The sequence below is a fragment of the Klebsiella sp. G-Nf4 genome (assembly GCF_002810615.1).
GTDB classification, from domain to species: Bacteria; Pseudomonadota; Gammaproteobacteria; order Enterobacterales; family Enterobacteriaceae; genus Klebsiella; species Klebsiella variicola.
In genome coordinates, this window is the sequence record NZ_PION01000009.1 from 88,666 (window position 1) to 103,708 (window position 15,043).

10 protein-coding genes are annotated in these 15,043 nt (G+C 56.6%); 2 read left to right on the forward strand and 8 right to left on the reverse strand.

All coding sequences use genetic code 11. From position 1 onward, the window contains the following. Positions 1-87 precede the first annotated feature (87 nt). The gene (gene malQ / locus CWM57_RS18680) at positions 88-2,181 is read right to left on the reverse strand and encodes a 4-alpha-glucanotransferase (RefSeq protein ID WP_100631033.1); all 2,094 of its coding nucleotides are present in this window, start codon (positions 2,179-2,181) and stop codon (positions 88-90) included. A 10-nt stretch (positions 2,182-2,191) separates the two neighbouring features. Continuing rightward, the gene (gene malP, locus CWM57_RS18685; RefSeq protein ID WP_100676294.1) at positions 2,192-4,582 is read right to left on the reverse strand and encodes a maltodextrin phosphorylase; all 2,391 of its coding nucleotides are present in this window, start codon (positions 4,580-4,582) and stop codon (positions 2,192-2,194) included. A 624-nt stretch (positions 4,583-5,206) separates the two neighbouring features. On the opposite strand from malP, the gene malT reads away from it, so the two are divergent. Continuing rightward, positions 5,207-7,912 (forward strand): HTH-type transcriptional regulator MalT, encoded by a 2,706-nt coding sequence (gene malT, locus CWM57_RS18690; RefSeq protein ID WP_061153094.1) that lies wholly within the window; start codon positions 5,207-5,209, stop codon positions 7,910-7,912. A gap of 15 nt (positions 7,913-7,927) precedes the next feature. Here malT and CWM57_RS18695 read toward each other — a convergent pair whose 3' ends face one another. Genes CWM57_RS18695 through glpE form a run of 3 tightly spaced genes read right to left on the reverse strand, consistent with a single transcriptional unit; the run spans position 7,928 to position 9,946 of the window. Then, entirely contained in the window at positions 7,928-8,686 is a 759-nt protein-coding gene (locus tag CWM57_RS18695; protein ID WP_002920548.1) for a DeoR/GlpR family transcriptional regulator, read from the reverse strand. A 49-nt stretch (positions 8,687-8,735) separates the two neighbouring features. Next, positions 8,736-9,566: a rhomboid family intramembrane serine protease GlpG gene (glpG, locus tag CWM57_RS18700; RefSeq protein WP_008806994.1), complete on the reverse strand. Its 831-nt coding sequence runs from the start codon at positions 9,564-9,566 to the stop codon at positions 8,736-8,738. A gap of 50 nt (positions 9,567-9,616) precedes the next feature. Then, positions 9,617-9,946, reverse strand: a complete 330-nt coding sequence (gene glpE, locus CWM57_RS18705) for a thiosulfate sulfurtransferase GlpE (RefSeq protein ID WP_032733885.1) — start codon at positions 9,944-9,946, stop codon at positions 9,617-9,619. Positions 9,947-10,149: 203 nt separating this feature from the next. On the opposite strand from glpE, the gene glpD reads away from it, so the two are divergent. Beyond that, a complete protein-coding gene (gene glpD, locus CWM57_RS18710; protein WP_074387049.1) occupies positions 10,150-11,658 on the forward strand; it encodes a glycerol-3-phosphate dehydrogenase in 1,509 nt (502 codons plus the stop codon). A 62-nt stretch (positions 11,659-11,720) separates the two neighbouring features. Here glpD and CWM57_RS18715 read toward each other — a convergent pair whose 3' ends face one another. From CWM57_RS18715 to glgP, 3 genes are all read right to left on the reverse strand, one after another. Continuing rightward, positions 11,721-12,020: a helix-turn-helix domain-containing protein gene (locus CWM57_RS18715; RefSeq protein WP_100676295.1), complete on the reverse strand. Its 300-nt coding sequence runs from the start codon at positions 12,018-12,020 to the stop codon at positions 11,721-11,723. After that, positions 12,020-12,367, reverse strand: coding sequence for a type II toxin-antitoxin system RelE/ParE family toxin (locus CWM57_RS18720; protein WP_008806991.1), 348 nt, complete (start codon positions 12,365-12,367; stop codon positions 12,020-12,022). The genes CWM57_RS18715 and CWM57_RS18720 overlap by 1 nt, the downstream gene beginning before the upstream one ends. Before the next feature lie 214 nt (positions 12,368-12,581). Then, positions 12,582-15,029 (reverse strand): glycogen phosphorylase, encoded by a 2,448-nt coding sequence (gene glgP / locus CWM57_RS18725; RefSeq protein WP_061153092.1) that lies wholly within the window; start codon positions 15,027-15,029, stop codon positions 12,582-12,584. Positions 15,030-15,043 lie beyond the last annotated feature (14 nt).

Genomic DNA, 15,043 nt, shown 5'->3' on the forward strand with positions numbered 1-15,043 from the left:
AGAAAAAGGCCGGTCCGCATTATGCGGGCCGGCCTTTTTTTTCAGACATGCTCTTCGCCGCGCAGCGAACGACGCGGCGGGAAGTCATCAGGAGGCGGCTTTCTTGCTCGCCGCCTTACGCCGTTTATCCAGATCCTTAATCAGCTTATTGACCTGTTCATCGGCAAACATCTGCTCCAGGGTGACGGACAGCTTCCGGCGCCAGTTCGGGTATTCGGTGCTGGTACCCGGAATGTTAACCGGCGACGCCATCTCCAGCCAGTCTTCCGGCTGCAGGCCCAACAGGGCACTATTGCTGTCGGCAATGTAACGCTGCATCCCCCGATTGAGGATCCCCGTCATGCTCATCAGCGAGGCCTTATGTCCGGCACGCTTGGGCAGACAACCGTACTTATGCAGCGCATCCAGTAGCCCTTGCTTCGCCAGCTCACGGTCCTGGTACAGTCCGCGCAGCACCACCTCGTCGGGATAGAGCCCCAGCGCTTTACCTAACGTCAGATCGCCGCTTTCCCAGTAGCCGCGGAGGGTGGGCAGGTCGTGCGTTGTCGCCACAGCCATTGATTGCTCCGGGTACAGCGCCGGCGCGCGGAACGTTTTCTCTGCATCACTCTCAAAATAGAGCACCTTATAAGAATAGACGCCGCTATTGCGTAACTTGCTGACAATCTCCACCGGTACCGTGCCCAGATCTTCACCGATCACCATGCAGCGATGACGCTGGCTTTCCAGGGCCAGGAGCGACAGCAGATCGTCGACGGGATACTGAACGTAAGCGCCATGGTCGGCGGTCTCACCATAAGGGATCCACCACAGACGCAGCACCGACATCACGTGATCGATGCGCAGCGCACCGCAGTTCTGCATATTGGCGCGCAGCAGATCGATAAACGGCTCATAGGCACGAGCGGCAATAATATGCGGATCCATCGGCGGCAGGCCCCAGTTCTGGCCCAGCGGCCCCAAAATATCCGGCGGCGCGCCCACGGACGCTTTCAGGCAGTACAGTTCACGGTCGCACCAGGTCTCCGACCCGCCTTCGGCGACGCCCACCGCCAGATCGCGGTAAAGACCTATCGGCATGCTATCGCGCTGGCTGGTTTCCCAGCAGGCGGCAAACTGGCTCCAGGCCAGCCACTGCAACCAGAGATAGAAGCTGACGTCATCCTCATGCTCAATGCAGAAGGCTTTCACCTCCGGGCTGTCGATATCCTGAAAGGCCTTCGGCCAGGCCGGCCAGCCCCAGCGCAGCGGATCCTGCTGTACCTGCCAGGCGTGAAGCGCATCGAAAGCGGCCTGCCAGTAGAGGCTTTCCCCCTCGCGCAGGACAAACTCGCGGAACGCCGTCATCTGCTCATCTTCACGACGAGAGAATCGTTTCCACGCCATACGCAGCGCGGTCATTTTCAGCGTGGTGACCGCGGTATAGTCGACATCATCCGTTTGCCGCGCCGCCTGCAAGGCCTGCTGGGTCGCTGCGGACTGCCACCATGCCTGCGCCTCTTCGCTACGCTGGAAATCTTCAACCGCATTAACGTCGATGTAGATGACGTTCAGCCAGCGACGTGAAGACGGGCTATACGGACTGGCGCTCTCCGGGTTCGCCGGATAGAGGGCATGAATCGGGTTAAGGCCAATAAACGACCCGCCGCGGCGGGCGATTTCCGGCAGCATGGCCCGCAGATCGCCAAAATCGCCGATGCCCCAGTTTTTCTCCGAACGCAGGGTATAAAGCTGCACGCAGGTGCCCCACAGCTTTTTCCCCTCTTTTAGCGGCTGCGGCTCGTAGCAGCGGGCTGGCGCGACGATGGTCCGGCAATGCCAGCGCTCCCCCTCCTGAGTGAGGGTCAGGGAGTGGTACCCCTCCGGCAATTTGGCCGGCAGCGGCAGTGCTTCGCCGCCGCGGGTTTTCCCTTGATACTGCTTACCGTCCTCAGTGGTCAGGATCCACTGATACTCACCGCGTCCTGCCACCGGCAGCGACATTTTTTTGCCGTGGGTGAAAATTTTCACGTTCGGCAGCGGGTTAACCGCCACTTTCGTGGCGGCGGTAGAGCGATGCATCGCATCCAGCAGGCGCTGTTTGGTGACAGCCGCGATAGACTGCGGCTTGCCGTGCGCGTTGATATAGCTGGGGCTGATGCCCGCCGCCAGCGCGGCATTATCGAGGCGTTTACTCTCCATAGGCCTTCCTTTAGCGTTTCGCCTGCCAGATACGTTGCTGATAATCGCGGATCGAGCGGTCAGAGCTGAACATGCCGCAGCGCGCGGTGTTGAGGATAGTCGCGCGAGTCCAGGCCTCCTGGTCGCGATACAGCTCATCTACCCGTTTTTGCGCCGCCACGTAGGCTGCGAAATCGGCCAGCACCAGGTACGGGTCGCCGCCCTGCAGCAGGCTGTGCAGCATCTGGTCGAAGGCATGCTTGTCGCCGTTGCTGTAGGTACCGTTCTCCAGTTCCTTAAGCACTGCATCAAGCAGTTTGTCTTTTTTACGCCATTTCAGCGGATCGTAGCCTTTCGCCTTCAGCGCTTTTACTTCTTCTACCGTGTGACCGAAGATAAAGATGTTCTCTTCACCCACCTGTTCGGCGATTTCCACGTTAGCGCCATCCAGCGTCCCGACGGTCAGCGCACCGTTCAGCGCCAGCTTCATGTTGCCGGTACCAGAGGCTTCTTTACCCGCGGTGGAGATCTGCTCGGAGATATCCGCCGCCGGGATCAGTTTTTCCGCTGCCGATACACAATAGTCCGGCAGGAAGACCACTTTCAGCTTATCGCCGACTTTCGGGTCGTTGTTGATCGCTTCCGCTACCTTATTGATGGCAAAAATAATGTTTTTCGCCAGATAGTAGCCCGGCGCTGCTTTCGCGCCGAACAGGAAGACGCGCGGTACGCGATCGACCTGTGGATTTTCGCGGATCTCTTTGTACAGCGCGAGAATATGCAGCAGGTTGAGATGCTGACGCTTGTACTCGTGCAGGCGTTTGATCTGGATATCGAAAATCGCCTGCGGGTTAATCTCAATCCCGGTGCGCTGCTTCACAAACTCGGCCAGATGGACTTTGTTGGCCTGTTTAATATCACGATAGGTCTGACGGAATGCCGCATCGTCAGCGTATTTTTCCAGGTTGATCAGCTGGTCAAGGTCATTGGCCCACTCTTTTTTCAGCGTCTCATCCAGCAGCGAGGCCAGCGCCGGGTTGCACTGCTTGATCCAGCGGCGCGGCGTGATGCCGTTGGTCACGTTATGGAATTTGTTCGGCCACAGCTGGTTATATTCCGGGAACAGATCTTTCACCACCAGGTCAGAGTGCAGCGCCGCCACGCCGTTGACGGCAAAACCGCTCACCACGCACATGTTAGCCATCCGAACCTGCTTGTCATGCACCACCGCCAGCTTCGCCCAGACCTGCTTATCGCCAGGCCAGGTTTTATCCACCAGCAGTTTAAAGCGGTCGTTAATCTCTTTAATGATCTGCATATGGCGCGGCAGCAGCGCTTTCACCAGCTTCTCATCCCAGCACTCCAGCGCTTCCGGCATCAGGGTGTGGTTGGTGTAAGCAAAGGTTTTGCTGGTGATCGCCCAGGCCTCGTCCCAGCTCAGCTGGTGCTCATCAATCAGCACGCGCAGCAGTTCCGGGATAGCAATGGTCGGGTGCGTATCGTTCAATTGGATCACTTCGTAGTCCGCCAGTTCGGAAAGCTTGCGACCTGCCAGATGATGGCGGCGCAGGATATCGGCCACCGAGCAGGCGCACTGGAAGTACTGCTGCATCAGGCGCAGTTTTTTACCGGCCTGATGGTTGTCGTTCGGGTACAGCACCTTAGTCAGTTTTTCCGCGTCGATACCCTGCTGCTCGGCGCGCAGGAAATCGCCGTCGTTGAATTTGGTCAGGTTGAACGGATGGGCGTGTTTGGCCTGCCACAGACGCAGCGGCTGGGCGACATTGTTGCGATAGCCGAGCACCGGCAGATCCCAGGCTTCGCCGGTAATGACGAACGCCGGCTGCCATTCGCCGTTTTTGCTGACTTTACCGCCGATGCCAACCTGGACATCCAGCGCGTCGTTATGGCGGAACCAGGGGTAGTTGTTACGACCCCAGTCATCCGGGGCTTCCATCTGCTGGCCATCGTCAAAAGACTGGCGGAACAGACCATACTGGTAGTTGAGGCCGTAACCGGTGGCCGACTGGCCTACGGTCGCCATGGAGTCGAGGAAGCAGGCAGCCAGACGTCCCAGGCCACCGTTACCCAGTGCCGGGTCGGTTTCTTCTTCCAGCAGATCGGTGAGGTTGACGTCATAACCTTTCAGCGCATCGCTCACGCCCTCGTACCAGCCCAGGTTGAGCAGGTTGTTGCCGGTCAGACGACCAATCAGAAACTCCATCGAGATGTAGTTAACGTGACGCTGTCCTTGCGCTGGTTTTGCCACCGGCTGCGCCGACAGAAGTTCCGCCAGCGCTCCGCTGACCGCGCGCCACCATTGACGCTGCGTCATCTCGGAAGCGGACTGTAAACCAAAATGCTGCCACTGACGCGTCAGTGCAGCTTGAAACTGAGCTTTGTTAAATGAAGTCTGTGACATAATGAGATCCGGGTCCTTTACTAAAACGATGGCGCTAGTGTGCCGACCTCCCGATTCATCGTCCTCATCCCGACGGGGATTAGACAGGGAGGAGTGGCGGGGATGAGCGAAAAGTGTGATCCTGGACACTATAGTGTGGGTGAGAAGGCAAAAATATGCTGTAAAAATCACCGCCGTATGACAATCAAGAAGCGACGTCCGCAGGGTAAAAATTTGTTACAGGCCAATACGCGCTAAAAATCTTCCCGCCTCTCGCCAGGTTATTAAAAAAATAAATAGAGCGCTCTGGAGAAATAAGCACATTTCATCACATTGCCCCGCAAAAAAGATTACTTCTAAGAAATCACTGACAATAATTTAATAAAAACAAACGACTACTCTTCACATAAAATAAATCTCTCCCCGCTCCGCCAGCCGCCGTCTAAAAACCGCTGACGGCGAGTCCTGTCTGCGATTTTTCCCCATTCTCAACCAATGTCAAAATTTGTGACATAGAGCAAATTCAAGAGCATAAAGTTCGGACATAACTTGCAATAAATTTCATAATCACCGACCTTATTAGATATTAATTACGAAGCGCAAAAAAAATCGCAACCTCTCTCTTGCACAGCGAAATGTAGAACTATGTTGATTCCGTCCAAATTAAGTCGTCCGGTCCGCCTTGAACACACTGTGGTTCGTGAGCGTTTACTGGCGAAACTTTCCGGCGCGAACAATTATCGTCTCGTGCTGATCACCAGCCCTGCCGGGTACGGTAAAACAACGCTCATTTCTCAGTGGGCCGCGGGTAAAAACGATCTCGGGTGGTTCTCGCTGGACGAAGGTGACAACCAGCAGGAGCGTTTTGCCAGCTATCTGATCGCGGCGATTCAGCAGGCCACCGGCAACCACTGCGCGGCCAGTGAAGCGATGGTGCAAAAGCGCCAGTACGCCAGTCTCTCCTCCCTTTTTGCGCAGCTGTTTATTGAGCTCGCCGACTGGCAGCGCCCGCTGTACCTCGTCATTGATGATTATCATCTGATCAATAATCCGGTGATCCATGACGCGATGCGCTTTTTCCTGCGCCATCAGCCGGAGAATATGACCCTGGTGGTGCTGTCGCGTAACCTGCCGCAGCTGGGCATTGCCAACCTGCGCGTCCGCGATCAGCTGCTGGAGATTGGCAGCCAGCAGCTGGCCTTTACCCACCAGGAAGCGAAACAATTTTTCGACTGCCGTCTGACGTCGCCAATCGAAGCCGACGACAGCAGCCGGCTGTGCGACGATGTTGCCGGGTGGGCCACCGCGCTGCAGCTCATCGCCCTCTCCGCCCGCCAGAATAACTCTTCCGCCCAACACTCCGCCCGCCGCCTCGCCGGGATTAACGCCAGCCATCTGTCAGATTATCTGGTGGATGAAGTATTGGATAACGTCGACGCCCGCACGCGTAGCTTTTTGCTGAAGAGTTCTCTGCTGCGCTCAATGAACGACGCGTTAATCGTGCGCGTCACCGGCGAAGAGAATGGCCAGATGCAGCTGGAGGAGATCGAACGTCAGGGGCTGTTCCTGCAGCGGATGGATGATTCCGGCGAATGGTTCCGCTATCACCCGCTGTTTGGCAGCTTCCTGCGCCAGCGCTGTCAGTGGGAGCTGGCGGTTGAACTGCCGGAGATCCACCGCGCTGCGGCGGAAAGCTGGATGGCGCAAGGGTTCCCCAGCGAGGCCATTCATCATGCGCTGGCGGCTGGCGATGCCAAAATGCTGCGCGATATCTTACTCAACCACGCCTGGGGCATGTTTAACCATAGCGAACTGGGGCTGCTGGAGCAGTCGCTGTCGGCACTGCCCTGGTCAAATCTGCTGGAAAATCCGCGCCTGATCCTGCTGCAGGCCTGGCTGATGCAGAGCCAGCATCGTTACAGCGAAGTCAACACCCTGCTGGCGCGCGCCGAGCAGGAGATGAGTGTGGAAATGGACACCGCGATGCATGGCGATTTCAACGCTCTGCGCGCACAGGTAGCGATTAACGACGGCGACCAGGACGAAGCGGAACGTCTGTCGATGGTGGCCCTGGAAGAGCTGCCGCTAGCCAACTATTACAGCCGCATCGTCGCCACCTCGGTGCATGGTGAAGTCCTCCATTGTAAGGGGAAACTGACCAAATCCCTCGCGGTGATGCAGCAGACCGAACAGATGGCCCGCCGCCACGACGTGTGGCATTACGCGCTGTGGAGCATCATTCAGCAAAGCGAAATCCTCTTTGCCCAAGGCTTCCTGCAGGCCGCCTGGGAGAGCCAGGAGAAAGCCTTCCAGCTGGTACGCGAACAGCACCTTGAGCAGTTGCCGATGCACGAGTTCCTGCTGCGCATCCGCTCTCAGCTGCTGTGGGCATGGGCGCGCCTCGACGAAGCTGAAGCCTGCGCCCGCCAGGGGATGGACGTTCTCTCAACGTATCAGCCGCAGCAGCAGCTGCAGTGTCTGGCGCTGATGGTCCAGTGCTCGCTGGCGCGCGGCGATCTGGATAATGCCCGCAGCCACCTGAACCGGCTGGAAAACCTGCTCGGTAACGGTCACTATCACAGCGACTGGGTCTCCAACGCCGATAAGGTGCGGGTGATCTACTGGCAGATGACCGGCGATAAAACCGCGGCGGCCAACTGGCTGCGCCAGACGCCGAAGCCGGAGTTCGCCAACAACCACTTCCTGCAGAGCCAGTGGCGCAACATTGCCCGAGCGCAGATCCTGCTGGGCGATTTCGAACCGGCGGAAATGGTGCTGGAAGAGCTGAACGAAAATGCGCGTTCGCTGCGCTTGATGAGCGATCTTAACCGCAACCTGCTGCTGCTCAACCAGCTGTACTGGCAGGCGGGACGCAAGAGCGAAGCGCAGAAAGCCCTGCTCGAAGCCCTGACGCTCGCCAACCGCACCGGTTTTATCAACCACTTTGTGATTGAAGGCGAGGCGATGGCTCAGCAGCTACGCCAGCTGATCCAGCTGAACACCCTGCCGGAGCTGGAGCAACACCGAGCCCAGCGTATTCTGCGCGACATCAACCAGCATCATCGCCACAAATTCGCCCACTTTGACGAAGGGTTCGTCGAGCGGCTGCTGAATCATCCGGAGGTGCCGGAGCTTATCCGCACCAGCCCGCTGACCCAGCGCGAATGGCAGGTGCTTGGCTTAATCTATTCCGGTTACAGCAACGAGCAGATTGCCGGCGAGCTTGACGTGGCGGCTACCACCATCAAGACGCACATTCGCAACCTGTATCAGAAACTGGGCGTCGCCCACCGGCAGGACGCGGTGCAGCATGCTCAGCAGTTACTCAAGATGATGGGATACGGCGTCTGACGACGCCGTTGCCGTTTAGCACAGCTCCAGCTGGAGGTTGTTATCGGTGATGACCTTCAGCACGCCCGCCGGCGGTAGCACGTCGGTATAGACCGCATCGACCATACTGATGCTGCCCATATTGACCATCGCATTGCGGCCAAACTTGGTATGATCCACCACCAGCATCACGTGGCGTGAATTCTCAATGATCGCGCGCTTGGTGCGCACTTCATGATAATCAAACTCCAGCAGCGAGCCATCGCTGTCGACGCCGCTGATGCCAAGAATGCCGAAGTCGAGACGGAACTGCGAGATAAAGTCCAGGGTCGCTTCCCCGATGATCCCGCCGTCGCGACTACGCAGTTCACCGCCGGCGAGAATAATGCGGAAGTCCTCTTTGACCATCAGCGTGTTAGCCACGTTCAGGTTGTTGGTCACAATGCGCAGATCGTTGTGATCGAGCAGGGCATGCGCCACCGCTTCCGGTGTGGTGCCGATATCAATAAACAGCGTCGCGCCGTCCGGGATCTCGCTGGCCACCCGCCGGGCGATACGCTCTTTTTCCGCCGTCTGGGTCGCTTTGCGATCGTGCCAGGAGGTGTTCACCGAGCTGGAGGGCAGCGCCGCGCCGCCGTGATGGCGGAGGATCATTTTCTGTTCGGCTAAATCGTTCAGGTCACGGCGGATGGTCTGCGGGCTGACCGCGAACTGCTCAACCAGCTCTTCCGTGCTGACGTAACCCTGTTTTTTTACCAGCTCGATAATCGCGTCATGACGTTGTGTTTGTTTCATGAAATATCCCTGGAAAAATGTCGCCTACCCGACCCCTGTCGGTAAGTCTTTATGCGCGTTTTCGCCCATGCAAGGTATCAACAAACGCCATCGCCAGGCCGGTCGCCAGACCAGCCACATGCGCGCCGTTAGCGATCGCCATGCCGAAAACGTCAAACCAGCCAGCAATTAACCATACTAAAGAGAAGAGTATCAACCCGCGCTGCAGATAAATACCGCTCTGCGGATCGCGCTCGCCCCGCAGCCAGACGTAGCCCATCAGCGCGTATACCACGCCCGATAAGCCGCCAAACCACGGGCCGCTAAACTGATGCTGCACGAAGCCGCTTAACAGGGCGCTGATAACGGTGATCACCACCAGTTTGCCACTGCCGATGCGCTTTTCCACCGCGCCGCCGAGATACCACCACCATAGCAGGTTGAAGAGAATATGCATCAGCGAGAAATGCATGAAAGCATGGCTGAAATAGCGCCAGGCTTCGAACTGCAGCGAAGGATCGTAGGGCCAGGCCAGCCAAATCATCACCGGCTGATCGCCCAGCAGATTTTGCAGGATAAACACCGCGATGCAGATGAGCAGAATCGCCCAGGTGAACGGGCCGGCGTTATGCCGCAGCGTGGCAAAGAAAGGAAAGCGCTGATAACGCAACCCGCTATTGGTCTGTCCGGACTGCCAGCTCGCCGCCAGATAACGCGGGTCCGCAGGATTCTCAAGGAAGCGGGCCAGCTCAGCCCTGACGCGACCGGCCTGACTCTCATCAGCCAGCCAGACGTCGCTCTGGGCGTGCTGCTGAATGGTCAGGATAATCCCCTGCGTCGCCATATAATCGACAAACGCCTGGGCCACCCGCGGATTGGCAAAAGAGGTAATCATTAACATGCAGCGAATCGCTTATTCCACACAAAGGGGGATAGTATACCTGCCAGCTGTTAAAACGTCCCGTGCGCCACTTCCGCCGGGAAATGGCGATGCCAGGCGTCGAACCCGCCATCAACGCTGTAGACCTTATCAAACCCCTGCTGCAGCAGATATTGCGCGGCGCCCTTACTGCTGTTGCCGTGATAGCACATCACCATCACCGCCGTGTCAAAGTCGTTATCACGCATAAACGCGCCCAGCGTATCGTTGGTCAGGTGAAACGCGCCCGGCGTATGGCCCATCGCATAGCTTTGCGGATCGCGGATATCGACCAGCACTGCCTTCTGCTGATGCAGTTTCTGGTGCGCTTCTTCAACATTGATACATTCAAACTGTTCCATGGTTCTCTTCTCTTTCTCGTCATGACGGGCGATGGCGGCCCAATTTTACCCTGTAGTGTACCGTCAGGCGGTAAAGAAACGCCAATATGTTACACCCATCACTCCAAAATGTTTTTTTGATGTTACCAAAAGCGCGTTTGTTTGCTATAGTGAGCGATATCGAGCATTTGTGAGCTTAAACGAAAGTGTGAGAGGGTAAGAACGTGGAAACCAAAGATCTGATTGTGATAGGCGGAGGCATCAACGGTGCCGGTATCGCGGCAGATGCCGCCGGGCGGGGTTTATCCGTACTGATGCTGGAAGCGCGCGATCTCGCCTGCGCTACCTCCAGCGCCAGTTCCAAACTGATCCACGGCGGGCTACGCTACCTCGAACACTATGAGTTCCGCCTGGTCAGCGAAGCGCTGGCCGAGCGTGAAGTGCTGTTAAAAATGGCTCCGCATATCGCCTTCCCGATGCGCTTTCGTCTCCCGCATCGTCCACATCTGCGTCCGGCATGGATGATCCGTATCGGCTTGTTTATGTACGATCATCTGGGCAAACGCACCAGCCTGCCGGGCTCCACCGGGTTGCGTTTTGGCGCAGAGTCGGTGCTGAAGCCGGAAATTGTGCGCGGTTTCGAATATTCCGACTGCTGGGTCGACGATGCCCGCCTGGTGCTGGCCAACGCGCAGATGGTCGTCCGCAAAGGCGGCGAAGTGCGCACCCGCACCCGCGCCATCTCGGCAAAACGTGAAAACGGCCTGTGGGTGGTGGAAGCGGAAGATATCGATAGCGGCGAGAGGTTTACCTGGAAGGCGCGCGGTCTGGTCAATGCCACCGGCCCGTGGGTCAAAGAGTTCTTCGACGAAGGGATGCATCTGCGCTCGCCTTACGGTATCCGCCTGATCAAGGGCAGCCATATCGTGGTGCCGCGAGTGCATACTCAGAAGCAGGCCTACATTCTGCAAAACGAAGATAAACGTATTGTGTTTGTTATCCCGTGGATGGATGAGTTCTCCATCATTGGCACGACGGACGTCGAGTATAAGGGCGATCCGAAAGCGGTGGCCATTGATGATAAAGAGATTAATTACCTGCTGAACGTCTATAACGCGCACTTTAAAAAGACCCTCAGCCGGGACGATATCGTCTGGACCTATTCCGGCGTCCGTCCGCTGTGCGATGACGAGTCGGATTCGCCGCAGGCCATTACCCGCGACTATACCCTGGATATTCACGATGAGAACGGCCAGGCGCCGCTGCTCTCCGTCTTCGGCGGGAAGCTGACCACCTATCGCAAACTGGCCGAGCATGCGCTGGAAAAACTGACCCCCTATTACAAAGGGATCGGTCCGGCATGGACCAAAACCGCGGTGCTGCCGGGGGGCGATATCGGCGGCGACCGGGATGACTACGCGGCAAAACTGCGCCGTCGCTTCCCGTTCATCAGCGAATCACTGGCCCGCCATTATGCCCGCACCTACGGGAGCAACAGCGAGTGGATCCTGAAGGAAACCAGTGCCCTGGGCGACCTGGGGGAAGATTTCGGCCATGAGTTTTATGAAGCCGAACTGAAATATCTGGTTGAGCACGAATGGGTGCGCAGTCTGGATGACGCCATCTGGCGTCGTACCAAACAGGGAATGTGGCTGAATGCCGAGCAGCAAGCGCGCATCAGCGAATGGCTGGCGCAACATACGGGAAAGTCTGAGCTGTCGTTAGCGTCCTGACATCGCGTGGCGCCAGAAGAGAAATACCCGGGCTATGGCTTGCGCCTGGCCCGGATACCTGTTCACAAATTAAACGAGACTTTTTTTCCAGTCGGCAATGTGACATTTATACTGAGTTCTCCACCCAATGCCGCAATGTAGCGTTTTAGGGTCGAAAGCCGAGGGTCGTTATCAGTCTGTTCCATTTTAGCGATCGTTGGCTGCTTTACACCCATAGCCGCAGCCATCTCCGTTTGTGAAATTTGTAACTCTTCACGAAGCAAGTTTAATGCGACAGACTGGCGTATCTCTGCCGCTTTCGCTGCAATACGCTGCTGGCTTTCAGGACTCTGTTTCGCCATGAGTTCTTTTAGCGTGGCCATTATCGCTCCTTAGTCAGGTGTTGGCTGAATTCTCTATCAGCCAGAGTAATCATCTCTTTGTAAAAACGTTTCTCATTCATGCCATCCTTATTGCCCGCACATAAAACGATAGCTTTCCGCAGAGGATCAAAAGCAAAAAAGGCGCGGATGGGGAGCCCATGATGCTGAACCCGAAGTTCTTTCATATTCTGAAACGTTGAATCTTTCACCGTATCAACATACGGGCGCCCAAGCTGCGGACCAAATTCAGACAGGATGAGCATCGTGGCCAACATATCCTCTTTTAAAGCTCTACTTTGTAATTCGAACCAGGCATCAAACGTATCCGTCGTTTCTACATCCCACATAGGCGATCCCTCATAGCCTAAAGGCTATCATCCATATTATAGCCATTAGGCTATGAACGTAAACTTATTGAGCATTTATCGTACTGCTGGCGAATTCACGTCAATAGTATATTCCCGCAATAGCCTGAATCCTCCCCGGCACTTTTCCGAATAAAACGTTCTCCGCACAGACAGAAACGGGGCCAAATGGCCCCGTTGTGTTGCATTGAATGGCTTACAGCCTTACCGGGTCGATATGCCAGATATATTTCGCGTACTCCTGGATCGTCCGGTCAGAGGAGAAGTAGCCCATGTTGGCAATATTCAGCATCGCCTTATAGGCCCACTCTTCCGGATGTTGATACAGCTCGTCGACGCGATCCTGGCAGTCCACATAGCTCCGATAGTCCGCCAGCACCTGATAATGGTCGCCAAAGTTAATCAGGGAATCCAGCAGGTCGCGGTAGCGTCCCGGTTCCGTCGGGCTGAATACACCGGTACCGATCTGCGTCAGCACCTGGTGTAGCTCTTCATCCTGCTCGTAGTATTCGCGCGGTTTATAGCCGCTGCGACGCAGCTCCTCCACCTCTTCCGCGGTGTTACCGAAGATAAAGATATTCTCTTCGCCCACGTGCTCCTGCATCTCGACGTTTGCCCCATCGAGGGTGCCGATAGTCAACGCCCCGTTAAGGCCAAATTTCATATTGCTGGTGCCGGAGGCTTCGGTGCCGGCCAGAGAAATCTGTTCCGACAGGTCTGCCGCCGGAATGATCAGCTGCGCCAGGCTTACACTGTAGTTGGGGATAAAGACGACCTTCAGCTTGTCGCCAATCTGCGGATCGTTATTGATCACCGCCGCCACATCATTGATCAGGTGGATAATATGCTTGGCCATATAGTAGGCCGAGGCCGCTTTACCGGCGAAAATATTCACCCGAGGCACCCACTCCGCCTGCGGATCGGCTTTGATCCGGTTATAGCGGGTAATGACGTGCAGCACATTCATCAGCTGGCGTTTGTACTCGTGGATACGTTTGATCTGCACATCAAACAGCGCCTTCGGATTCACCACCACATTGAGCTGCTGAGCAATATAGCTGGCGAGCCGCTGTTTGTTCTCCAGCTTAGCCTGACGCACCGCCTGATTGACCGTCGGGTAGTCGATATGCTGCTTCAGTTCTTCAAGCTGGCTCAGATCGGTCCGCCAGGTGCGGCCGATATGCTCATCCAGCACTTTCGACAACGGCGGGTTGGCCAGCGCCAGCCAGCGGCGCGGCGTGACGCCGTTGGTGACGTTGGTAAAGCGCATCGGGAAGATTTTGGCGAATTCGGCAAACAGCGACTCCACCATCAGCCGCGAATGCAGCTCAGACACCCCGTTGACCTTATGGCTGACTACCACCGCCAGCCAGGCCATCCGCACGCGACGCCCGTTGGACTCGTCGATAATCGAGGTACGGCTAAGCAGCGCGGTATCGTTGGGATACTGCTCCTGCAGCGTCTTGAGGAAGTAGTCGTTAATCTCAAAGATAATCTGCAGATGACGCGGCAGAATTTTGCCCAGCATATCCACCGGCCAGGTCTCGAGCGCCTCGCTCATCAGCGTATGGTTGGTATAGGAGAAGACCTGACAGGTCACCTCGAACGCCTCGTCCCAACTGAATTTATGTTCATCGATCAGCAGGTGCATCAGCTCCGGTATCGACAGCACCGGGTGGGTGTCATTCAGGTGAATGGCAATCTTGTCCGCCAGGTTGTCAAAGGTCTTATGCAACATGTAATGACGGCTCAAGATATCCTGTACCGTGGCCGACACGAGGAAATACTCCTGGCGCAGACGCAGCTCGCGTCCGGAGTAGGTCGAGTCGTCCGGATACAGCACGCGAGAGACGTTCTCGGAGTGGTTTTTATCCTCTACCGCAGCGAAGTAGTCGCCCTGGTTGAATTTACCAAGGTTAATCTCGCTACTGGCCTGCGCGCTCCACAGACGCAGCGTGTTGGTGGCGTCGGTGTCAAAGCCGGGGATGATCTGATCGTAGGCTTCCGCAATAATCTCTTCCGTCTCAATCCAGCGGGTTTTCTTCCCTTCCTGCTGAATGCGGCCGCCGAAGCGTACTTTATAGCGGGTGTTGTGGCGCTCAAACTCCCACGGGTTACCATATTCCAGCCAGTAGTCAGGGGACTCTTTTTGCCGGCCATCGACGATATTCTGTTTAAACATCCCGTAGTCGTAGCGGATCCCGTAACCGCGTCCCGGCAGGCCCAGCGCCGCCAGGGAATCAAGGAAGCAGGCCGCCAGGCGACCAAGGCCGCCGTTGCCCAGTCCGGGGTCATTTTCTTCATCGATCAACTCTTCCAGATCGAGCCCCATCTCCGCCAGCGCGCTGCTCACATCGTCATAAATGCCCAGCGACAACAGCGCGTTAGAGAGGGTACGGCCAATCAGGAACTCCATCGACAGATAGTAAACCTGGCGCACTTCCTGCGAAAGCTGCGCGCGGTTGGAGCGCAGCCAGCGCTCTACCATGCGATCGCGAACGGCAAACAGCGTGGCGTTAAGCCATTCATGCTTGTTGGCGATGGCCGGATCTTTACCGATGATAAACATCAGCTTATAGGCAATAGAGTGCTTTAACGCCTCAACGCTCAGCGTCGGTGATGCATAGCTAAAGGGTACATTCATAACAATGACTCCAG